Genomic DNA, 19853 nt, shown 5'->3' with positions numbered 1-19853 from the left:
GTGCCCCCGGAGCGACGCCCACGCGCCGCGTCCTCGCCCGCCGTCCGGTGGGCCGGACGTGCCCGGCGGGTCAGGCGGCAGCCGCTGCCTGAGGCAGCAGCCGGCGCAGCACGTCGGCCAGCGTGATGACGCCCGCCAGCGCGCCGTCAGCGGTGACGACGGCGAGGTGGTTGCGGGTCTCGCGCATCTGGCGCAGGGCGGCGTGCACGGTGGTGTCCGCGTCGAGCGTGAACACCGGGCGGGCGAACTGGGCCGCCGGCGCCGTGGCCGGGGCGGTCAAGGTGTCGCGGACGTGTACGACGTGCGTGATGCGGTCGGCGTCCCCGACGAGGACGCGCAGGTGCCCGGTACGCCGGGTCACCTCGCGCACCTCGCTGACCGGCGCGTCGGGGCCCACGGCGGCGAGCGGCGCCGTCGGGCGCAGCAGCTCGCGTACGGTCATCCGCTCCATCTCCAGCGCCTCCGACAGCTGCGCGGAGAAGCGGGCGTCCAGCGCGCCGACGTTGGCCGAGTGCTCCACGAGGTGGCGCAGCGCGTCGGGGCTGTGCCCCACGGCGACCTCGTTGGCGGGCTCGACCCCGACCCGCCGGACCAGGGCGTTCGCCATCTCGTTCAGCGCGCGCAGCAGCGGCCGGAAGGCCCACAGAAACGCGCGCATCGGCAGCGCGAGCAGCGTCGCCGAGCGCTCGGGGTGCGCGATGGCCCACGACTTGGGGGTCATCTCGCCCACGACCAGGTGCAGGAAGGTCACGACGAGCAGGGCCAGCACGAAGCCGGCGACGTCTGCCGCCACCTCCGGCAGCCCGCCGTCCTCGAACAGCGGGGTCAGCCAGTGGTGGACGGCAGGCTTGCTGATCGCGCCGAGGGCCAGGGTGGCGGCGGTGATGCCGAGCTGCGACCCGGCCAGCAGCAGCGTCAGCTCCGAGGAGCTGCGCAGCGCGGCGCGGGCCGACCGGCTGGCGGGCGCGGCGTCCTCGAGCCGGTGGCGCTTGGCGGCGAGGGCCGCGAACTCGACGGCGACGAAGAACGCGCTGGCGGCGACGATCGCGCCGGTCGCGGGGACGACGACCCAGGGGTTGTCGCTCAACGCAGGCCCTTCTCGGAAGTGGTGGGTGTGGCGACGGTGTGGTTCGTGACGCCGGTGTCGTCCTCGGCGACCGGGTCGCCGGTGGAGTCGGGATCCAGGTCGGGCAGCGTGAGCCGGACGCGTGCCGGGACGTGGCGGGCCACGTCGAGCACCTCGACGCAGAGCAGGCGCGGCTCGGGCTCGTCATCGCTCAGCAGGTCGGCCGGGTCCTCGGGCAGCGCCAGCACTACCCGGGTGCCGGGCGTCGGCAGCGCGCCGTGCGCCGCGATCACCAGGCCGGCGACGGTCTCGTAGCCGCCGCGGGGCAGGTCGACGCCGAGCGCCCGCTCGACCTCGTCGACGTGGACGTCGCCGGGCATCTCCCAGACGCCGTCGCCCTCGACCGGGACGTACTCGGGGCGCTCCTCGTCGTGCTCGTCGGTGATCTCGCCGACGAGCTCCTCGGCGAGGTCCTCGACCGTGAGCACGCCGGCGAACCCGCCGTACTCGTCGACCACGCAGGCCAGCTGGTTCGTGGTCCCGGTGAGCTGGCGCAGCGCCTCGGGCAGCGGCGTGTAGGCAGACACGAACAGGCTCGGGCGGGCGATCGTGGTCACCGGAGCGTCGTCGGGCGCGGCGGAGGCCAGCAGGTCGGCCAGGTGCACCACCCCGACGACGTCCTCCGTGCCTTCGGCGAGCACGGGATAGCGCGAGTGGCCGTGCGCCATCAGCTCGCGGAGCCCGCCGATCGTGACGGTGTCGTCCACCGTGCCGACGCGGGGCCGCGGGATCATCGCGTGCGCCACGTCCCGCTCGGGGAAGTCGAGGATGCGGTCGAGCAGCATGGACAGCTCGGCCGGCAGGTCCCCGCTCTCGCGCGACTCCTCGACGATGTGCTCGAGGTCGCGTGCGGTGGCGGCGTGCTCGACGTCGTGCACGGGCTCGATCCGCAGGGCTCGCAGCAGCAGGTTCGCGGCCTGGTCGAAGACCCAGATGAGCCAGCCGAGGACACGCAGGAACAGCACGGTCGAGGCCGCGAGCCGGCGCGCGACGACCTCCGGGCGGGCGATCGCGAGGTTCTTCGGGAACAGCTCACCGAAGAGCATCTGCACGACGGTGGAGAAGAGCAGCGCGACGACCGCGCCGATCGCGACGCTCAGCCCCGTGGGGACCGCGACACCGCCGAGCAGCGCGCCGAGCGACTCGCCGATGAGGGGCTCGGCGACGTAGCCGACGAGCAGCCCGGTGACGGTGATCCCGAGCTGCGCGCCCGACAGCATGAACGACGTCCGCCGGGTGACGGCCAGCGCCCGCGCGGCGGCGGCGTCACCGGCCTCGGCGCGCGCGGCCAGCCCGGAGCGGTCGACCGCCATGTAGGCGAACTCCTGCGCGACGAAATAGCCCGTCGCGACGGTGATCAGGAGGACGACCAGGACGCCGAGCAGCAGGGTCAGGACTTCCATCAACGGCCGTGCACCCCCTCAACGGGGTCGGGATGCACGGCCCTGGGTCTGTGGTCGCTGCTCATGGCCCTTCCGGTTCGCGGGCACGGTGCCCGCGGGTCTTTCGCAGTCGAACGCGGCGGAGCCCGTCGTGGTTCCGCGCCCCGCGCCGCTTCACCCGCGCGGACGTACCGCGGTCTCCGCGACAGGCGTCCGACGGCCGGGACGCGTCAGCGGCGGCGCGCCGCGTACGTCGCCACGGCGTACGTGACGAGGTCCTCGGCCACCGCGGCCTGCCAGTCCGGCACCCGCCCGGCGGCCCAGCCGCGCCACTTGGCCCCGGCGAAGCTGCCGGCGACCGCGCCCGCGGCGCCGGCGACGAGGGCGAGCGCGCGGCTGCCGTGCTCGCGCGACGCCAGCCCGGCGGCCGCGAGCCCACCGGCGCCGATGCGGGCCAACAGCACCTCCGGCCGGAGCCGGCTCGGCGTCGTCGGCAGTTTGTCCATGATCAGCTCGCCGGCGGCGCCGAGCAGGGCCGTGGTCGTGCCGGCCCGGCCCGACAGGGCGGCGAGCGGGCCGTGGACGAGCCGCGGCGAGGTCGTGACGGCGAGCGCGGTGATCCCGGACGCGCTCCGGCCACCGGCGGCGATGCCCAGCAGTGCGGCCCGCACGAACACCGGGGGAGCGGTACGCAGCGGCGGCTCCAGCGCGGACAGGGCCGCCGAGGTGGTGATGCCATAGGCGAGGTGCGGCACCACGTCCGAGGCCCAGTCGGCTCCCGACCAGCTGCGCGGGTCGCTCACCCCGGTGAGAGCCAGCGGCACGTCGCTCGCCGCCATGGCGACGGCCCCCGTCAGCAGCGCGCCGAGCGGGGCCGGGGCGCGCACGCCCGCGGTGCGGGCCAGGCTGGCGGCCACGCCGACGCTGACACCCGTGGCGATCCCCGCGAGGGCGCCGAGCGCGCTACGCCGGTTGTCGGCGGTCTCGCCGCTGCCGGGGACCTGGGTGCCCACGTCCGCGGCGAGCCGCTCGACGAGCTGGTCGGGCGCCTGGCTCGCCGGCCGGCCGCGCAGGGCCATGTCGAGGTAGGTCACCGCGTTGAGGACGGTGGTGCCGGCGGCGCCGGCGGCGATGCCACGGCCAATCGCTGAGATCATGCGTGCTCCCCTGCCCGTGGCATCGCGGGCTCAACCGGTGCGGGGCACTGCTGCCTCTTCCCCGGCCGCGAAGCTGCCCTCTGCTGCGGCCGCCGCGGCGAGCTCGAGCACCCGGCGGACGGGCAGGCCGAGCCGCGCGGCTGCGGCTCGGACGTCGGCGTACTCCGGCTGCCGGGTGACCGGCTCGCCCCCGACGAGGCCGAGCTTCACCCGGACCGGCTCGCCGTCGACGTGCACCGTCCGCATCGTGCGCGGCAGCGACCGCCGCCGGACGGGATGCGTGCGCAGGCCGAGCGTGGGCGCCTGGGCCACCAGCGTCGCGCAGACCCCCTCGACGACCGGTGCGGGGCAGAGCGCCGTCACGACGTGGCCGGGCCGGCCCTTGCGCATGAGCACCGGGGTGGCCCAGGCGTCCACGGCGCCGGCCGCGTGCAGGGCGTCGAGGACGTCGGGCCACAGCCGCGGGTCGAGGTCGTCGACCGTCGACTCCACGACGACCAGCTCCTCCTCGGCCCAGCCCGCGGCCCCCTGGGCCTCGCCGACCACGACGCGCAGCACGTTGGCGGCCTGCGGCGGGTCCGCCTGCCCCGCCCCGACCCCGGCGGCGTGCACCGTCATGGCCGGCAGGTCGCCCCAGCCGCTCGCCAGGGCGGCGAGCAGCGCCGCGCCGGTCGGGGTGCACAGCTCGCGGGCGACCCCACCGCTGTGCACGGGCGCGCCGGCCTGCGACAGCAGCTCGAGCACGGCGGGGACCGGGACGGGGAGCTCGCCGTGCGCCGTACGCACGCTGCCGCTACCCAGCGCGACCCGTCCCACCACGATGCGCGCGCCCGGGGCGAGCACGCCGAGCGAGTGCAGGGCCGCGGCGCACCCGACGACGTCGGCCAGCGCATCCAGGGCGCCGACTTCATGGAAGTGCACTTCGTGCTCGGACACGCCGTGGACCTTCGCCTCGGCCGCCGCGAGGAGCCGGAACACACGGGCCGCCGCCTCGTGCACCGGCGGCTCGAGCCCCGCCCCGTCGAGGACCGCCAGGACGTCGCCGAGGTTGCGGGTCGTCGTCGACTCCGCGACGAAGACATCGGCCTTGGCCGCCCGCAGCCCGTGCCGGTGCACCTCGCGCAGCCCGAGCCCGACCGGCTCGGTCGCGAGGCCCGCGAGGGCGGACCGGACGGTCTCGAGCGGGGCGCCCGCGTCGAGGAGCGCGCCGAGCAGCATGTCGCCGGAAGCGCCACGGGAGGCGTCCACCCAGAGGCAGGGCACGCCCGTCACCGTGCCCCCTCGCCCGCCCGCAGCCGGCCGATCGTGCGCGCGATGCGGGCCGCGGCGACCCCGGCGCCGTATCCGTTGTCGACGTTCACCACGGTCACGCCCGGGGCGCAGGAGTTCAGCATCGCCAGCAGGGCTGCCGTGCCGTCCATCGAGAGCCCGTAGCCGACGCTCGTCGGGACGGCGACGAGCGGTGCCGCGACGAGGCCGCCGAGGACGCTGGGCAGCGCGCCCTCCATGCCGGCGACAGCGACCACGGCGTCAGCCGCGCGGATCTGCTCGAGGCGCGCGAGCAGGCGGTGCAGGCCGGCGACCCCGACGTCCGCGACGAGCTCCGTCTCCGCTCCGTGCGCGCGGACCGTCGTGGCGCACTCGCGCGCCACCGGGAGGTCGGACGTCCCGGCGCACACCACGGCCACCCGGCCGAACGCGGTCGGCCACGGCCCGACGACGACGGTACGGGCGAGGGGGTCCACCTGTGCGCGGCCGCCGAACTCCTCCGTGCACGCGCGCAGCGCGTCGTCCGCGCAGCGCGTGGCGAGGACGGCCCGGTCCGGGTGCTCCGCCGTGAGCCGCTGCAGGATCGACACGACCTGGGCCGGCTGCTTGCCTTGCCCGAAGATCACTTCAGGATCTCCCGTACGCGATGCGCGGGCGGTGTCCACGCAGGCGAAGCCGAGATCGGCAAACCCGCGATCTAGTGACAGACTCCCGTCATGCGCGGACCGCTGGTCGTCGACGACCGGGTGCACGAGCTCTCGAGCAGGCTGCTGGGCTGGTTCGACGGCCACTCCGACGTCCTCGTCGCTTTCTCCGGTGGGGCTGACTCCGCCCTCGTGCTCGCCGCGGCCGTGCGCGCGCTCGGCCCGGGGCGGGTGCTCGCGGTGACCGCCGTGTCCGACTCGCTCCCGGCCGAGGAGGCCGAGCTCGCGCGGGAGTTCGCCGAAGGGCTGGGGGTCGGGCATCTCCGCCTGCCTACTCGCGAGATGGACGTGGAAGGCTACCGCGCCAACGCGGGGGACCGGTGCTACTTCTGCAAGGCGACCCTGCTCGACACCGTCGCTCCCGTCGCCCGGGAGCGTGCGGCGGAGGTCCTGACGGGCACGAACGCCGACGACCACCGGGCGGGCTTCCGGCCGGGGCTGCGCGCGGCCCGCGAGCACGGGGCCCGCGAGCCGTTGGCCGAGTGCGGGCTGACGAAGGACGAGGTCCGGGAGGTGAGCCGCGCGTGGGGCCTTCGCACGTGGGACAAGCCGGCAGCCGCCTGCCTGTCCAGCCGGATCGCGTACGGGCTGCGCATCACGCCGCACCGGCTGCACCGCGTCGAGCAGGCGGAGCGGTCGGTGCGCCGCCTCCTCGCCGCTGAGGGGGTCCAGACCCGTGACCTGCGGGTGCGCGACCTCGGCACGCAGGTGCGGGTCGAGGTCGACGGGGACGTGGTGCCGCAGGTGCAGGCGATCCCAAGGCTCGCCGAGACATTGCAAGAAGCGGGTTTCGCCGAAGCTGTGGACGTGAGAGCCTTTGTGTCCGGCTCGATGAACGCGATGTTGCACGATTCCGCCCGGTGGAGATGAAGAATGCCCGTCGCCCCGCAGCAGGCCCTCAGCCTCCCGCTCGCCGCCGTCGAGGCCGCGTGCCCGCTCCCCAAGCTGCACCGCGTCCGCAGGAGCGGCCGGCAGCCGCAGGAGGCCGATGTCGCGTACGCCGTCCGCCGCGAGCTCGACGCCGCCGGCCTGCGCCTCGAGCCGGGCGCCCGGATCGCGCTCACCGTCGGCAGCCGCGGGCTCCACGACCTCGTGACGGTGGTGCGCGAGACGGTGCGCTGGCTGCGCGATCACGGGGCCGAGCCCTTCGTCGTCCCGTCGATGGGGTCGCACGGGCACGCCACGGCCGAGGGCCAGGAGTCGCTGCTCGTGCAGCTCGGCGTGACCGAGGAGTCCGTCGGTGCCCCCGTGCGCTCGGGCATGGAGACGGTCGACCTCGGCGGTGGGCCGGACGGCATGCCCGTGCACATGGACGCTCTGGCGGCGGCCGCCGACGGGGTCCTCGTCATCAACCGCGTCAAGCCGCACACCGACTTCCGGGGCGGTGTGGAGAGCGGCCTGGCCAAGATGACGGCGATCGGGCTCGGCAACCAGGCCGGCGCCGCGGTGCTGCACGCGCTGGGGCCGGTGAAGCTCTCGACGGGCATCGTCGAGGTCGCCCGTGCGATCGTCGCGACCGGGAAGGTGGTCGGGGCGCTGGGGGTCGTGGAGAACGGCCGGGGCCAGACCGCGCGCCTCGCCTGGGTGGGCCCGGCCGGCATCGCGGGGGAGGAGGAGCAGGCGCTGCTGCGGGAGGCGCGCAGCCTGCTCGGCACCCTCCCCTTCGACGAGCTCGACGTGCTGGTCGTCGACCGCTTCGGCAAGAACATCTCCGGCTCCGGCATGGACACCAACGTCGTCGGACGGATGCGGATCAGCGGCGTCGACGAGCCGGAGACGCCGCGCATCACGAACATCGTCGCGCTGGACCTCACCCCGGACTCGGAGGGCAACGGCTACGGCATCGGGCTCGCCGACTTCACGACGCGTGCCGTGGCGGCCTCGCTCGACCTGCACGCGATGTACACCAACGCCCTCACCGCGGGCGTGATCGGAACCCGTCGCGTGGCCCTGCCCATGGTCCTCGCCGACGACGCGTCGGCGGTCAGCGCCGCCGTCCTCACCTGCGGCAGCCCCGACCCCGACCGGGTCCGGCTCGTCCGGATGCACGACACCCTCGACGTGGCCGACCTGCTCGTCTCCACGGCGCTGCTCGAGGAGGTGGAGCGTCACGCGGAGCTGGAGGTCGTCGGCGGCCCGGTCGAGATGCTCGACGCGGACGGCACCGCCCTCGCCGCCTGGGAGTAGCGGCGAGGGCGGGGCGCTCATCGCGTCAGGGCCAGGCCGGTGCCCGCGTCGAACAGGTGCGCCCGGTCCAGGTCCACGCTCACCGTCAGGCGGTCGCCGGGACGGCCGGTGACGCTGGGACGCGCCTTCACCTTGAGCACCTCGCTCCCGACCCGGACGTCCACCACGGTGCGGTCGCCCAGCGGCTCGAGGGCGTACAGCTCGCCGTCGAGCGCCGCCGCCGCGTCCCGGCGGTCCAGCGAGACGTCCTCGGCCCGCAGACCGAGCAGGAGCGGCTGGCCGTCGCCCGCAGCGCCCGTGCGCGGGCGGGGCAGCGACCAGCCGCCGTCCCCGACGAGCCGCGTCCCCTCGGCCCGGCACGGGAGCAGGCTGATGCGCGGGTTGCCCACGAAGGCGGCGACCCACGAGTTGGCCGGCCGCTCGTAGACCTCTCGAGGCGTGCCCACCTGCTGCACCCGGCCCTCCTTCAGCACCGCGACCTGGTCGGCCATCGACATGGCCTCGACCTGGTCGTTGGTGACGTAGAGGAAGGTGCCGCCGAGGGAGCGGTGGATGCGCGTGAGCTCCGTGCGCATCTCGACCCGCAGCTTCAGGTCGAGGTTGGTCAGCGGCTCGTCCATGAGGAACGCCCGCGGGCTGCGCACGAGCGCGCGGGCGAGCGCCACCCGCTGCATCTCGCCGCCCGACATCTGAGCCGGCCGGCGCTTCATGAGCTTCTCGATGTGCAGCAGCGCCGACACCTCGTCCACCCGACGCGTGATCTCGGCTGCAGGTGTCCGGCGTGCCCGCAGGGGTGAGGCGATGTTGTCGAACGCCGTGCGCTTCGGATAGAGCGCATAGCTCTGGAAGACCATGGCGAGGTCACGGGCCGCCGGGTCCGCCTTCGTGGCGTCGAGGCCGTCCAGGCGCACCGTCCCGGCGTCGAGCCGCTCGAGCCCGGCGATCGCCCGCAGGGTCGTGGTCTTGCCGGCGCCGGACGGGCCGAGGATGACGAAGAAGGACCCGTCCGGCACGTCGATCGTGACGTCGTCGAGCGCTTGGACGTCGCCGAACGCCTTGCGCAGGCCCTGCGTGGAGATCGATCCCATCTCAGGCGACCAGCCTCTCGGACGTGGCGTCGTACACCGGAGGCGGGCTTCCGGTGTGGCGGAGCCCGACGGGGGCGTCGAGGCCGAAGCGGGACGTCGGTGGCATCCGGACGCGCACGTCCGCGCCGCCCGCCGAGACCACGTAGATGATCTCGTCCCCGAGGACCTCCTCGGACACGATGCGGGCGGGGACGGCGTCCCCCGCGTCGGGCGTCGTCACCTCCAGCTGCTCCGGGCGCACGCCGGCGACGAGCCCCTGCCGCGTCGACAGCCCGCCGGGCGGCACCAGGCTCAGCCCGCCCGGCGTGCGCAGGCGGCCCTCGGAGACCTCGACCGGGAGCAGGTTCATCGGCGGTGAGCCGATGAACCCCGCGCAGAAGAGCGACGCGGGACGGTTGTAGACCTCGAGCGGGGTGCCGACCTGCTCGAGCCGCCCCTTGTTGAGGATCGCGATCCGGTCGCCCAGCGACATGGCCTCGAGCTGGTCGTGGGTGACGTAGACCATCGTCGTGCCCAGCCGCTGCTGCAGGTGCTTGATGGACGTCCGCATGTCGGCGCGCAGCTCGGCGTCGAGGTTGGTCAGCGGCTCGTCCATGAGGAACGCCAGGGGCTGGCGGATCAGCGCCCGCGCCAGCGCGACGCGCTGCTGCTCACCGCCGGACAGCTGGTTGGGCCGGCGCTCGAGCAGCGCCTCGAGGCGGAGCATGCGGGCCGCCTCGGCGACCCGCTCCTTCACCTCGGCCTCCGGGGTGCCCTCGGCCCGCAGCGGGAAGGCGATGTTGTCCTTGGCCCGCAGATGGGGGTAGAGCGCGTAGAACTGGAAGACCATGGCGATGTCGCGCTCGGCCGGGGGCAGGTCGTTGACAAGGCGGTGGCCGATGCGGATGTCGCCGGAGGTCTGGCGCTCGAGCCCCGCGATCGAGCGCAGGGTCGTCGTCTTGCCGCAGCCGGAGGGGCCGAGCATGACGAAGAGCTCGCCGTCCCGCATGGACAGGTCCAGCTTCTCGACGGCCACGGTGCCGTCGGGGAAGCGCTTGTGCAGCTCGGTGATCTCGATGCCCGCCATCAGCGACGCACCGCCCCGAGCGTGACCCCCGCGACCAGGTGCTTGCGGACGAGGAACGCGAAGAGCAGGACCGGGGCGGCGAACACCATCGCCGACGCGGCCACCAGGCCCCAGTCGATCGTGGTGCCGCCGATGAGCCCGGCGATGGCCGGGGGAGCGGTCCGGACGGAGTCGCTCGAGGTGAGGAAGATGGCGAACACGAACTCGTTCCAGGAGAAGATGAGGGCGAAGACCGCGGTGGCCGCGATCCCGGGGACCAACAGCGGCAGCGTGTAGCGCCAGAACGCCTCGAAGCGTGAGTAGCCGTCGAGCATCGCGGCTTCCTCGTACTCCGCCGGCACCTCGTCGACGAAGCCCTTCATCATCCAGATGGTGAAGGGCAGGTTGAACGCCGCGTAGATGAGGATGAGGCCGAGCTTGGTGTTGAGCAGCCCGAGGTCGCGGTACATCAGGAAGATCGGGATGACCACCACGACCGGCGGCATGAAGCGCGTCGAGAGGATGAAGAAGAGCTGGTCCTTCTTCGCCTTCATGCGGAAGCGGGAGTACGCCCAGGCGGCCGGCACGCCCAGCAGGGTCGCCAGCAGCGTGGAGGTCCCCGCGACGATGATGGAGTTCTTGAAGGAGACCGCGAGGTCGGAGGTGCCCGAGCCGTCGCGCTGCACGAAGACGTCCTTGTAGTGGTCGAGCGTCACGTCGAAGCTCAGGATCTTCGCGGGCACCGCATAGACGTCGCGGCCCTCCTTCAGCGACGTCTCCAGCATCCAGACGACGGGGAAGAGCATGACGACGGCGATGGCGGCCAGCGCGACGATCTCCACCCAGGTGCGCAGGGTGCCGCGACGGCGCCGCTGCGGCCCGCGTGGCGGGTCGGCGTGTCCCGCACCGGCCTCCGCGGCGACCGTCTCGTCGATGTGCAGGGCCATCAGGAGCTCCGCAGCTTCTCGAGGTAGCGCAGGTAGAACTGCGCGAGGACGATGACGACGAGGACCATGAGGATCCCGTACGCCGAGGCCACGCCGGTGTCGAAGCCGAGGAAGGCCACCTTGTAGACGTGGAAGGACAGCGTCTCGGTGGACACCCCCGGCCCGCCGCTGGTGAGGATGTAGACGAGGTCGAAGAGCCGGAACGCCTCGATCGCGCGGAACATCACCGCGATGAGCAGCAGCGGCCACACCAGGGGGAGCGTGATGTGGCGGAACCGGAACCACTCGGAGGCGCGGTCGATCGACGCAGCCTCGTAGAGGTACTTCGGGACCGCGGTCAGGCCGGCGAGCGCGATCAGCATGATGAAGGGCGTCCACTGCCAGGTGTCGACCAGGATGAGCGAGAGCAGGGCGGTGCGCTGCTTGGTCAGCCACTCCACCTGCCCGAACCCGAGCGAGCCCAGCAGCGAGTTCACGACGCCGAACTGCGTGTCGAGCATGAACCGCCAGAAGAGGCCGACCACGACGGGGGAGAGCATCATCGGCACGAGGAAGAGCGTGGTGAGCGCGCCGCGGCCGCGGACCCGTCGCGAGATGAGGTACGCGATGGCGAAGCCGAGCACGGTCTGCAGGCCCACCGCTCCCACCACGTAGACGAACGTGGTGATCGCCCGCTGGCGGACCGTCGCCGAGGTCAGGATGTCGATGTAGTTGTCGAGCCCGACGAAGCTCGCGCCCGTGTCACGGGTGGCCGAGTAGTTCGTGAACGACAGGTAGAGCGCCCAGAGCAGCGGGAAGATCGAGAGGAACAGGAGCAGCGCGAGCGCCGGTGACACGAAGAGCGTGGCGAGGCGGCGCTCGCCCAGCCATCGGTAGCGGCGCGCCGCCGGCGGCGCCGTGAGGGGCGCCGCCGGGGCGTGAATCTCGGTGGTGGCCATGGACTATCGGATCCCGCCGCCGTCGCCGCTCTGGTCGAGGATCGCCTGCTGCTCCTTGGCGATCGTGTCGAGCGCGTCCATCGGGTCCTTGGCGCCGTTGAGCGCCGCGTTGACGTTGGTGTTCTCGATGTCGATCAGCTTGGCGTACTCAGGGACGTTCCACATGTCCCGCAGTCGCGGCACGGAGTCGGTGAACACCTTGTTCCACGGCGCTGCGTTGAGGAACTCGGGCGACGACAGCGCATCCTTGCGCGCAGGGACGCCCCCGGCCGCCGCCCATGCCTTCTGCACGTCGGCCTGCTCGAACCACTTCATGAAGCTCAGTGCCTCGGCCTGGCGCTCCGGCGGGGCGTACTTCGAGATGTGCATGCCCATGCCGCCGAGCGGCACGATGTCGGCCTCCTGCGTGGGCAGGGTCGCGAAGCCGAGCTTGTCGAGGATCTGCTCCTTGGACGTGCCGAGGGTGGACTGCGCCGGGTCGAGCAGTCCGCCGATGGCGGCGAGCCAGTTGAAGCCGATGCACACCTTGCCCTGGGCGATGGCGGCGTTCACCTCGTCGATGAACCAGTTGCCGGAGCCCTTCGGGGCCAGCGGCTTCATCTGGTTGACGAGGACGTCCATCGCCTTCTTGCCGGCCTCGTCATTGATGATGCCGTCGATCTTCTTCTCCTTGGGGTCCCACAGCTTCCCGCCGTAGACCCCGTTGACGGTGTTGTAGGTGACCGCCGCGGCGTCCGAGCCGTTGGACTGGTGGAAGGCGAGGCCGCTGACCCCGGGGTTGTCCTCCTGGCACTTCTTCGCCGTGGCGATCATCTCGTCCCAGGTCTTGGGCGGCTCCTCGCCGATGAGGTCCTTGCGGTAGATCATCGCCCAGGTGTCGCCCAGCAGCGGAAGGCCGTAGAGCTTGGCGTTCTCGTCGCGCTGCCCGGTCTCGGCCTGCGGGTACTGCCCGTAGGCGGCGAGCAGGTAGGGGTCGTAGGCCTCGGTCTCGATGTTGGACTTCACGAAGTCGGTGATGTCGAGGATGCTGCCGTTGGTGACGGCCTCGCCGATGTGCTGGGAGTCCAGGATCGGGATGTCGAAGTCGGTCTTGCGGGCGGCGAACTGGGTGAAGATCGCGTCGTGCCAGTTCGGGTTCGGCACGGTGTTGACCTTCACCGTGACGTTCGGCCTGACCTTCTTGTACTCCTTGTTCGCGAAGTCCTCCAGCGCCTGCGCCGGAGGCCACTCGAACCAGAGGAAGCTCAGCGTGACGGGCTCGGACGTGAGCTCGGGGAGGGTGGCCGGGGCCTTGTCCCCGCCGCTCGCGCTGTCGTCGTCGCTGCCGCCGCAGGCGGCCAGCGTGCCCACGGCGACCATGACCGCAACGCCGGTGGTGAACCGTCGCCGGAGCCGCCGGCGGACTCCTGGCTTGTCGAGGAACGTCATCGTTTCTCCTAATGGGATGTGCAGGTCGGCTCGTGGTGAGGTCACCAGGAGGTCGCGACGTACTTGGCTTCCATGTATTCGAGGAGCCCCTCGTGGCCGCCCTCACGGCCGACGCCGCTCTGCTTCACACCACCGAAAGGCGCTGCAGGGTCCGAGACCAGGCCGCGGTTGAGGCCGACCATCCCGGACTCGAGCCGTCGGGCGACGCGCAGCCCGCGCGCCAGGTCTCGGGTGTAGACGTAGGACACGAGGCCGTGGATCGTGTCGTTCGCCGCCGTCAGGACCTCGTCGGGGTCGTCGAAGCGCACGACGGGCGCGACGGGCGCGAAGACCTCCTCCTGGAGGATCTCCGCGTCGGCCGGGACGTCGGCCACCACCGTCGGCGGGTAGAAGAACCCGGGCCGGTCGAGCGGCTGGCCGCCGGTCGTGACGCGCGCGCCGCGTGCGACCGCGTCGCGCACGAGCCGGTCGGCCTTGTCCACCGACTCCTGGTTCACCAGCGGCCCGCACTGCGTCCGCTCGTCGGTGCCCGGCCCGAGCGCGACCGCCGCCATGCGCTCGGTCAGCCCCGTCACGAAGGCGTCGTAGAGCCGGGACTGCACGTAGAAGCGGTTGGCGGCGGTGCAGGCCTGCCCGCCGTTGCGCATCTTCGCGACCATCGCGCCGTCGAGCGCCTCGTCGAGGTCGGCGTCGTCGAAGACGACGAACGGCGCGTTGCCGCCCAGCTCCATCGCGGTCTTGAGCACCCGCGAGGCGGCCTCGCGCAGCAGGATCCGCCCGACCTCCGTCGAGCCGGTGAAGGACACCATGCGCACCCGCTCGTCCGCGAGCATGGCTGCGACGGCGCGCCCTGCCTTCGAGGTCGTGACGACGTTCACGACGCCCGCCGGGACGCCGGCCTCGCCGAGCAGCTCGGCGAGGGCCAGAGCCGTGAGCGGCGTCTCCCCGGCGGGCTTGAGCACGACGGTGCAGCCGGCCGCGAGCGCGGGCCCGATCTTGCGGGTCGCCATGGCAGCCGGGAAGTTCCACGGCGTGACGAGGACGCACACCCCGATCGGCTCGTAGTCGACGAGGATGCGGTTCGTCCCCGCAGGAGCCAGGGCGACCTCGCCGCGGACCCGGACCGCCTCTTCGGCGTACCACCGGAAGAACTCGGCGGCATAGGCCACCTCGCCGCGCGCGTCGACGAGCGACTTGCCGTTCTCGCTGGAGATGAGCTGCGCGAGCTCCTCGCGGCGCTCGGTCATCAGGTCGAACGCGCGGCGCAGGACCTCGGCGCGGGCGCGCGGGGAGGTCGCCGCCCAGTCGTCGGCGGCGGCCGCGGCCGCGTCGACGGCCGCCACCGCCTCGTCGACGTCCGCGTCCGCCACCGACGTGATCGGCGACCCGGTGGACGGGTCGACGACGTCCAGGCGCCGGCCGCTGGCGGCGGGCCGCCAGACCCCGCCGATCAGCAGGTCGGTGGGGAGCTTGCCCCAGTCGAGGACCGTCATCGTGCAACCCCCTGTCCCGCCGCCACCAGCGGCTGAGCCTCGTCCCGCAGCCCGGCCCGCTCGCCGGCGTACGCGGCCCGCACGATCCGCTCGGCCGCCGCGGCGTCCAGCGGGCGCGGGTTGTTCTCCACCAGCCGGGCGGCGTTGAGCGACTGCTCGGCGGTCCAGGAGACCTTGTCCTCGGGCAGCCCCAGCTCGGCCAGCGTGCGCGGGATGCCGACCGACTCGAGCAGTGAGGCGACGGCGTCGATCGCGGCGTCGGCCGCTGCACCGGGGTCGTCGCCGCCGACGCCCATCGCGGCCGCGACCTCGGCCAGCTCCGCCTCGCGGACGGGGCGGTTGAACTCCATGACGTACGGCAGGAGCGCCCCCACCCCGACCCCGTGCGGCGTGTGCGTCAGGGCCCCGAGGGGGTACTGGATCGCGTGCGCGGCGGCGGTCCCCGCGGTGCCGAGGGCGAACCCGCCCGCGGTGGCGGCGAGCATCATGGCCTCGCGCGCCTCGACGTCACCGGGGTTCGACCACGCGCGGTGCAGGTTCGCGGCGATGAGCCGGATCGCGAGCAGGGCGTACTGGTCGGTCAGTGCGCCCTTGCCGACGAAGACGCGGCGGCTGGAGAGGTCGGCCGTCGGCTCCCGGCGGATCGCGGTGAAGGCCTCGACTGCGTGCGTCAGCGCGTCGGCGCCGGCGCTCGCGGTCAGCCCGGGGGGAGACCCGTAGGTCAGCTCGGGGTCGCAGATCGCCGTGTGCGGGATGATGTGCGGGCTGGAGATGCCGACCTTGCTGGTACGAGCGGGGTCGGAGAGGACCGCCACGGGCGTCACCTCCGAGCCGGTGCCCGCCGTCGTGGGCACGGCCACCAGGGGCACGGTCGGGCCGGGTACGCGGAACTCGCCGTAGTAGTCCTGCGGGCGCCCGCCGTGGGCCAGAAGGATGGCGACCGCCTTGGCCATGTCGATGCAGCTCCCGCCGCCGACCCCCACCACGACGTCCGGCGTCGCCTGTTCTGCGATTCGTGCACAGTCCTGCAGCTGTTCGGTGGGGACGTCCGGCAGGGTCTGGGTCCAGGGCGTGGCCTGCACCCCTTCGGCGTGCAGCAGCCCGAGCAGCTCGTCGAACTCGGGCGTGTCACCGAAGCGGGCATCGGTCACGACGAACGCCCGCTGCCCCAGGGCGGCCGTCGCCGCGCCGAGCGCGTGCCGCTGGCCGACGCCGAAGAGCACCTGGCGGGGGCTCCGGAGGAGCCCGAAGAGGGTCATGGGATGGCACGTCCTTGAAGTCCGGGGCTCGCGCGAGGAGGGGGTCCCGGCGCGCGAAGAATCAGGTGCGATCGGCAACGATCCGATACGATCGGATCGAAGAATCGTGCAGCCGGACGCGCCTGTCAATATGCGAGCGCACGCTTCTCGTCAGGGAGGATGGGGCTCATGGCGAAGCGGCACGACGCGGAAGGCCCGTTGCTGATGGACCCGCCCCGACCGGGGCCGGCCTCCGGCTCGGGCCGGCCGCGCCTCGCGGACGAGGTCTACGACTTCCTGCTGTCGCAGCTGATGACGTTGCGCATCGAGCCGGGCGCCCGCGTCACCATCGACGCCCTGGCCCGTGAGCTCGGCGTCTCGCAGACACCCATCCGTGACGCGCTCAACCGGCTCGCCGCCGACGGCCTCGTGGTCCGGGTGCACCTCGCCGGCTACCGCGTCGCCCCGCAGATCTCGCGCGAGCAGTTCGAGGACCTGGTCGAGATCCGGCTGCTGCTCGAGCCGTCGGCCGCCCGCCGCGCCGCCGAGCGCATGACGCCGCAGCAGGCGGACGAGCTGCGCTCCCTGCTAGCCGAGATGGCCCAGCCGCAGGAGGGCGACCAGCATCTGGCCTACGGCATCTTCGGCCGCCGCGACGCCGCCTTCCACGACCTCATCGCCCTCGGCGGAGGCAACCGGGTGGTGCGCGAGACGCTGTCGAGGCTGCACACGCACGTACACCTCTTCCGCCTTCTCTACGACGCGAAGGTGACGAACGAGGCCATGGACGAGCACGCGGAGATCCTGGACGCGATCGTCGCGCGCGACGCCGACGCCGCGGCGTACGCGATGCGCCGGCACATCCTGCGGTCGGGCGAGCGCTTCCGCCCGATCTTCGACACGATGGCCGCGCCGGGAGCCTGAGCGTCACGCGGAGCGCACCGCCTTCGGTGGACTGTGTGCCGCTTACGTTGCGGCGGGAGCTTCCCGGCCGGCCGGGACATCGGGACGAGATTCTGCTTCCGTGGAAGGACACAACTCTGCAACGGCCATTGACGCAGAAGGTCCGAGGGAGCAAACTCCGGATCGGATCGTATCGGATTCGCCCCGATGCCCCTGACCGTCCGGCAGCGCCGGCACGGCCCACCGACCCAGGCAAGGAGGAGAGGTGCCTCGAGCCCTCCTGCTCACCGGCGACGCCGCCGAGGAGCTCGACGTCATGTACCCGCTCTACCGCATCCGAGAGGCGGGGTGGGACGTCGACGTCGCGGCCCTGACGCGCCGCGAGGTGCAGCTCGTCATCCACGACTTCGACCCCAACTCCGACGCCTACACGGAGAAGAACGGCCGCAAGCTCCCGGTCGACCTGGCGTTCTCCGAGGTCGAGGTCGAGCAGTACTCCGCGCTCGTCATCCCCGGCGGGCGCGCACCGGAGTACATCCGGCTGGACAAGGACGTACGCCGGATCACCGAATACTTCTTCGCCCAGAACCTGCCGGTCGGCCTCGTGTGCCACGGCCCGCAGGTGCCGGCGGTCTACGGGCTGCTCAAGGGCCGCAAGACGGCGGCCTTCCCGCCCCTGCACGGGGACATGGAGAACGCCGGCGCGACCATCGTGGACGCCCCTGACGTGGTCGACGGCAACATCGTGTCGTGCCGGGGCTGGCCAGACATGCCGGAGTTCTCCCGCGCCTTCATGGCGCTGCTCGACCGGGCAGCGGTCCCGGCTTGAGCACAGCACCGTCGTCGGCCGTCGTGGGGACCTCCACGGCGGCCGACGCCGTTCCCGCCCAGGACCTGACGCTCGACGTCGACGGGGCGCCGGTGCACGTGACGCGCGTCGGGTCCGGCCCGCCGGTGCTCCTGCTGCACGGCTCGGGCCCGGGGACGACCGGCTGGGGCGCGTGGCGGGCGACCGCCGAGGCGTTGTCCGACCGGCTCGACCTCGTGGTGCCGGACCAGGCGGGGTTCGGGGCGACGCCGGTCCCTGGCGCGGGCCGGGCCGGGCGGGAGGTGTGGGTCGCGCAGGCCGCGGGCGTCATGGCCGGGCTCGGCCTCGAGCGCTACGCCGTGGTGGGCCACTCGATGGGCGGAGCGGTAGCCCTCGCGCTCGCCGCGGCCGAGCCGGAGCGGGTGACGGCGCTCGTCGGCGTCGCGTCGATGGGCGCGCCCGCTCCGCTCTCACCCGGGCTCGACCGGTTGTGGGCGGCCCGCCCGACGCGCGAGGACGCGCGCGCCCTGCTGGAACTGCTGTTCGACGACGCCGGGCTCGTGACCGAAGCGGCCGTCGACGCACGCCTCGCCGCCATGACGGCGGGGGAGGAGGCATACTCCCGACTCTTCCCACCGCCCCGGGACCGGTGGGCCGCCGACCTCGCGCTGACGCCCGCCGAGCTGGCGGCCGTGCGGGCCCGGACGCTGTTCGTGCACGGCGCGCAGGACCGCGTCACTCCGCTGCCGGAGACCGGCCAGGTGCTGGCCGGCCTCGTCCCGGGAAGCCGGCTGGAGGTGCTCGAGGACTGCGGGCACGTGCCGGCCGTCGAGCACCCCGCGCGGTTCCGCGGCCTGCTGACCGGGTTCCTGCTCGACGGCGAGTGAGTGCCGGGCGCGGGCCGTCAGGCGGCGAGCCCGATGCGGAACCACACCCCCTTGCCCTCGCTCGTCGGCTCCACGCCCCAGGCGTCGCTGATGAGGTCCACGAGGGCGACGCCGCGCCCGCTCTCGTCCTCGAGTGACGCCTGCTTGGCCACCGGCGCCGCCGGGCTGCCGTCGCTCACCCGGACGAGCATCCCCATGCTCCCGTCGCACGAGACCTCGAGCGTGATCGGTGGGGCGCCGTGGCGTACGGCGTTGGCCACGAGCTCGGAGACCAGCAACAGGGCCTCGTCATAGACGTGGGAGCCGTGCGCGGGGCAGGACGCCTCGGTCACGAAGCTGCGGGCCTGAGCCGCGGCCCTCATGTCCATGGGCAGGGTGAGCTCCGCCGCCGGCGTGAAACTGCACATTCGGGCCCCCGAGCGTCGTGGTCAGGGCCTCTGATGCCCGGCGCGGTCGCGAGCCCAACCTGGTGCGCGGGCACCAGCAATTGCGCTCGCAGCCGAATGCGGACGGGGCGGGGCGCCGGGCGTCGGCCCCGGCGCGCCGCGGGTTCTGGTGCGGGAGAGGGGGTTCGAACCCCTGCGCCCTTTCGGGCACGGGAACCTAAATCCCGCGCGTCTGCCAGCTCCGCCACTCCCGCGCGGTGGCCCACCTTAGCCGTTGCGAGCATCCGATCGCCGGACGCTGCTCAGACCCCCAGCTCCTTGCGCAGCTTCGCGACGTGGCCCGTGGCGCGCACGTTGTACATCGCGCGCTCGACCCGGCCCTCCTCGTCGAGGACGAACGTGGACCTGATCACCCCGGTCACCTGCTTGCCGTACATCGTCTTGGTGCCGAACGCGCCCCACGCCGTCATCACCGAGCGGTCGGCGTCGGAGAGCAAAGGGAAGGACACGCCCTCGGCGTCGCGGAAGGCCGCGAGCTTGGCCGGCTTGTCCGGGGAGATGCCCACGACCGCGTAGCCGGCCGCGGCCAGCGGCTCCAGCGAGTCGCGGAAGTCGCAGGCCTGCTTGGTGCAGCCCGGGGTGCCGGCGGCCGGGTAGAAGTAGACGATCGCCCGACGGCCGCGCAGGCCCGCGAGCGAGACCTCGTTGCCGTCGGCGTCCGGCAGGACGAAGCCGGGTGCCTCGTCGCCGGGCTCGAGCCGCCGGCCGGTCGCGCTGTCCTCGCTCACGTGCCCTCCACGGGTGTCGCAGGTGTCCGACGGAAGACTAGGAGGTGTCCTCCGGCCGTCGGCGCCGCGGCTAGTTGCG

19 protein-coding genes and 1 tRNA gene are annotated in these 19853 nt (G+C 73.2%); 5 read left to right on the top strand and 15 right to left on the bottom strand.

Features of this window, described 5'->3' with window-relative positions; translation table 11 throughout:
* Positions 1–70: 70 nt before the first annotated feature.
* The 5 genes from G9H71_RS03555 to larB all read right to left on the bottom strand — a co-directional run bounded on the left by G9H71_RS03555 (position 71) and on the right by larB (position 5599).
* A complete protein-coding gene (locus tag G9H71_RS03555) occupies positions 71–1087 on the bottom strand; it encodes a CNNM domain-containing protein (protein ID WP_166277895.1) in 1017 nt (338 codons plus the stop codon).
* Positions 1084–2529: a hemolysin family protein gene (locus G9H71_RS03550; RefSeq protein ID WP_231134002.1), complete on the bottom strand. Its 1446-nt coding sequence runs from the start codon at positions 2527–2529 to the stop codon at positions 1084–1086. The genes G9H71_RS03555 and G9H71_RS03550 overlap by 4 nt, the downstream gene beginning before the upstream one ends.
* Before the next feature lie 209 nt (positions 2530–2738).
* Positions 2739–3665: a hypothetical protein gene (locus G9H71_RS23035; RefSeq protein WP_196791527.1), complete on the bottom strand. Its 927-nt coding sequence runs from the start codon at positions 3663–3665 to the stop codon at positions 2739–2741.
* A gap of 30 nt (positions 3666–3695) precedes the next feature.
* A complete protein-coding gene (gene larC, locus G9H71_RS03540) occupies positions 3696–4937 on the bottom strand; it encodes a nickel pincer cofactor biosynthesis protein LarC (RefSeq protein WP_331272722.1) in 1242 nt (413 codons plus the stop codon).
* Complete coding sequence (gene larB / locus G9H71_RS03535; protein WP_331272721.1) at positions 4934–5599, bottom strand: nickel pincer cofactor biosynthesis protein LarB; 666 nt, start codon at positions 5597–5599, stop codon at positions 4934–4936. Before larB ends, larC begins: the two co-directional genes overlap by 4 nt.
* Before the next feature lie 51 nt (positions 5600–5650).
* Between larB and larE the strand changes: the two genes are divergently transcribed.
* Entirely contained in the window at positions 5651–6508 is an 858-nt protein-coding gene (gene larE, locus G9H71_RS03530; RefSeq protein ID WP_231134001.1) for an ATP-dependent sacrificial sulfur transferase LarE, read from the top strand.
* Positions 6509–6511: 3 nt separating this feature from the next.
* Complete coding sequence (locus G9H71_RS03525) at positions 6512–7825, top strand: nickel pincer cofactor-dependent isomerase, group 22 (RefSeq protein WP_166277883.1); 1314 nt, start codon at positions 6512–6514, stop codon at positions 7823–7825.
* A 17-nt stretch (positions 7826–7842) separates the two neighbouring features.
* Here G9H71_RS03525 and G9H71_RS03520 read toward each other — a convergent pair whose 3' ends face one another.
* The 7 genes from G9H71_RS03520 to G9H71_RS03490 are packed head-to-tail and all read right to left on the bottom strand — an operon-like array spanning position 7843 to position 16023.
* Positions 7843–8913 carry an ABC transporter ATP-binding protein gene (locus tag G9H71_RS03520; protein WP_166277879.1) on the bottom strand — a complete coding sequence of 357 codons (1071 nt, stop codon included), beginning with the start codon at positions 8911–8913 and terminating at the stop codon, positions 7843–7845.
* A 1-nt stretch (position 8914) separates the two neighbouring features.
* The gene (locus G9H71_RS03515) at positions 8915–9979 is read right to left on the bottom strand and encodes an ABC transporter ATP-binding protein (protein WP_166277876.1); all 1065 of its coding nucleotides are present in this window, start codon (positions 9977–9979) and stop codon (positions 8915–8917) included.
* Positions 9979–10905 carry a carbohydrate ABC transporter permease gene (locus tag G9H71_RS03510; RefSeq protein WP_166277873.1) on the bottom strand — a complete coding sequence of 309 codons (927 nt, stop codon included), beginning with the start codon at positions 10903–10905 and terminating at the stop codon, positions 9979–9981. The genes G9H71_RS03515 and G9H71_RS03510 overlap by 1 nt, the downstream gene beginning before the upstream one ends.
* Entirely contained in the window at positions 10905–11843 is a 939-nt protein-coding gene (locus tag G9H71_RS03505; RefSeq protein WP_166277870.1) for a carbohydrate ABC transporter permease, read from the bottom strand. Before G9H71_RS03505 ends, G9H71_RS03510 begins: the two co-directional genes overlap by 1 nt.
* A 3-nt stretch (positions 11844–11846) precedes the next feature.
* A complete protein-coding gene (locus G9H71_RS03500; protein WP_166277867.1) occupies positions 11847–13271 on the bottom strand; it encodes an extracellular solute-binding protein in 1425 nt (474 codons plus the stop codon).
* A gap of 41 nt (positions 13272–13312) precedes the next feature.
* The gene (locus G9H71_RS03495; protein WP_166277863.1) at positions 13313–14764 is read right to left on the bottom strand and encodes an NAD-dependent succinate-semialdehyde dehydrogenase; all 1452 of its coding nucleotides are present in this window, start codon (positions 14762–14764) and stop codon (positions 13313–13315) included.
* Positions 14761–16023 carry an iron-containing alcohol dehydrogenase gene (locus tag G9H71_RS03490; RefSeq protein WP_166277860.1) on the bottom strand — a complete coding sequence of 421 codons (1263 nt, stop codon included), beginning with the start codon at positions 16021–16023 and terminating at the stop codon, positions 14761–14763. The genes G9H71_RS03495 and G9H71_RS03490 overlap by 4 nt, the downstream gene beginning before the upstream one ends.
* 168 nt (positions 16024–16191) lie before the next feature.
* On the opposite strand from G9H71_RS03490, the gene G9H71_RS03485 reads away from it, so the two are divergent.
* The 3 genes from G9H71_RS03485 (at position 16192) to G9H71_RS03475 (ending at position 18600) form a co-directional block, all read left to right on the top strand.
* Positions 16192–16926 (top strand): GntR family transcriptional regulator, encoded by a 735-nt coding sequence (locus G9H71_RS03485; RefSeq protein ID WP_231134000.1) that lies wholly within the window; start codon positions 16192–16194, stop codon positions 16924–16926.
* Between the two features lie 244 nt (positions 16927–17170).
* Positions 17171–17734, top strand: a complete 564-nt coding sequence (locus G9H71_RS03480) for a DJ-1/PfpI family protein (protein WP_166277857.1) — start codon at positions 17171–17173, stop codon at positions 17732–17734.
* On the top strand, positions 17731–18600 hold the full coding sequence (locus G9H71_RS03475; protein ID WP_231133999.1) for an alpha/beta fold hydrolase: 870 nt from the start codon (positions 17731–17733) through the stop codon (positions 18598–18600). Before G9H71_RS03480 ends, G9H71_RS03475 begins: the two co-directional genes overlap by 4 nt.
* A gap of 17 nt (positions 18601–18617) precedes the next feature.
* Here the strand turns inward: G9H71_RS03475 and G9H71_RS03470 are convergent, their stop codons facing one another.
* The 3 genes from G9H71_RS03470 to bcp all read right to left on the bottom strand — a co-directional run bounded on the left by G9H71_RS03470 (position 18618) and on the right by bcp (position 19774).
* Positions 18618–18962 carry an ATP-binding protein gene (locus G9H71_RS03470; RefSeq protein ID WP_231133998.1) on the bottom strand — a complete coding sequence of 115 codons (345 nt, stop codon included), beginning with the start codon at positions 18960–18962 and terminating at the stop codon, positions 18618–18620.
* A gap of 191 nt (positions 18963–19153) precedes the next feature.
* A tRNA-Leu gene (locus G9H71_RS03465) sits at positions 19154–19240 on the bottom strand.
* A gap of 48 nt (positions 19241–19288) precedes the next feature.
* On the bottom strand, positions 19289–19774 hold the full coding sequence (gene bcp / locus G9H71_RS03460; RefSeq protein WP_331272720.1) for a thioredoxin-dependent thiol peroxidase: 486 nt from the start codon (positions 19772–19774) through the stop codon (positions 19289–19291).
* Between the last annotated feature and the right edge of the window lie 79 nt (positions 19775–19853).

This window comes from Motilibacter deserti, from assembly GCF_011250635.1.
GTDB classification, from domain to species: domain Bacteria; phylum Actinomycetota; class Actinomycetes; order Motilibacterales; family Motilibacteraceae; genus Motilibacter_A; species Motilibacter_A deserti.
The sequence above is the reverse complement of the archived record's forward strand: the minus strand, read 5'-3'. Positions and strand labels throughout refer to the sequence as shown.

What these genes read in the sequence shown, in the direction of transcription:
- G9H71_RS03490 (WP_166277860.1), bottom strand. Translation starts at nt 16,023, where the DNA reads ATGACCCTCTTCGGGCTCCTCCGGAGCCCCCGCCAGGTGCTCTTCGGC.
- G9H71_RS03520 (WP_166277879.1), bottom strand. Translation starts at nt 8,913, where the DNA reads ATGGGATCGATCTCCACGCAGGGCCTGCGCAAGGCGTTCGGCGACGTC.
- G9H71_RS03515 (WP_166277876.1), bottom strand. Translation starts at nt 9,979, where the DNA reads ATGGCGGGCATCGAGATCACCGAGCTGCACAAGCGCTTCCCCGACGGC.
- G9H71_RS03470 (WP_231133998.1), bottom strand. Translation starts at nt 18,962, where the DNA reads ATGAGGGCCGCGGCTCAGGCCCGCAGCTTCGTGACCGAGGCGTCCTGC.
- G9H71_RS03510 (WP_166277873.1), bottom strand. Translation starts at nt 10,905, where the DNA reads ATGGCCCTGCACATCGACGAGACGGTCGCCGCGGAGGCCGGTGCGGGA.
- G9H71_RS03500 (WP_166277867.1), bottom strand. Translation starts at nt 13,271, where the DNA reads ATGACGTTCCTCGACAAGCCAGGAGTCCGCCGGCGGCTCCGGCGACGG.
- larE (WP_231134001.1), top strand. Translation starts at nt 5,651, where the DNA reads ATGCGCGGACCGCTGGTCGTCGACGACCGGGTGCACGAGCTCTCGAGC.
- G9H71_RS03505 (WP_166277870.1), bottom strand. Translation starts at nt 11,843, where the DNA reads ATGGCCACCACCGAGATTCACGCCCCGGCGGCGCCCCTCACGGCGCCG.
- G9H71_RS03550 (WP_231134002.1), bottom strand. Translation starts at nt 2,529, where the DNA reads ATGGAAGTCCTGACCCTGCTGCTCGGCGTCCTGGTCGTCCTCCTGATC.
- G9H71_RS03485 (WP_231134000.1), top strand. Translation starts at nt 16,192, where the DNA reads ATGGCGAAGCGGCACGACGCGGAAGGCCCGTTGCTGATGGACCCGCCC.
- G9H71_RS23035 (WP_196791527.1), bottom strand. Translation starts at nt 3,665, where the DNA reads ATGATCTCAGCGATTGGCCGTGGCATCGCCGCCGGCGCCGCCGGCACC.
- G9H71_RS03525 (WP_166277883.1), top strand. Translation starts at nt 6,512, where the DNA reads ATGCCCGTCGCCCCGCAGCAGGCCCTCAGCCTCCCGCTCGCCGCCGTC.
- G9H71_RS03495 (WP_166277863.1), bottom strand. Translation starts at nt 14,764, where the DNA reads ATGACGGTCCTCGACTGGGGCAAGCTCCCCACCGACCTGCTGATCGGC.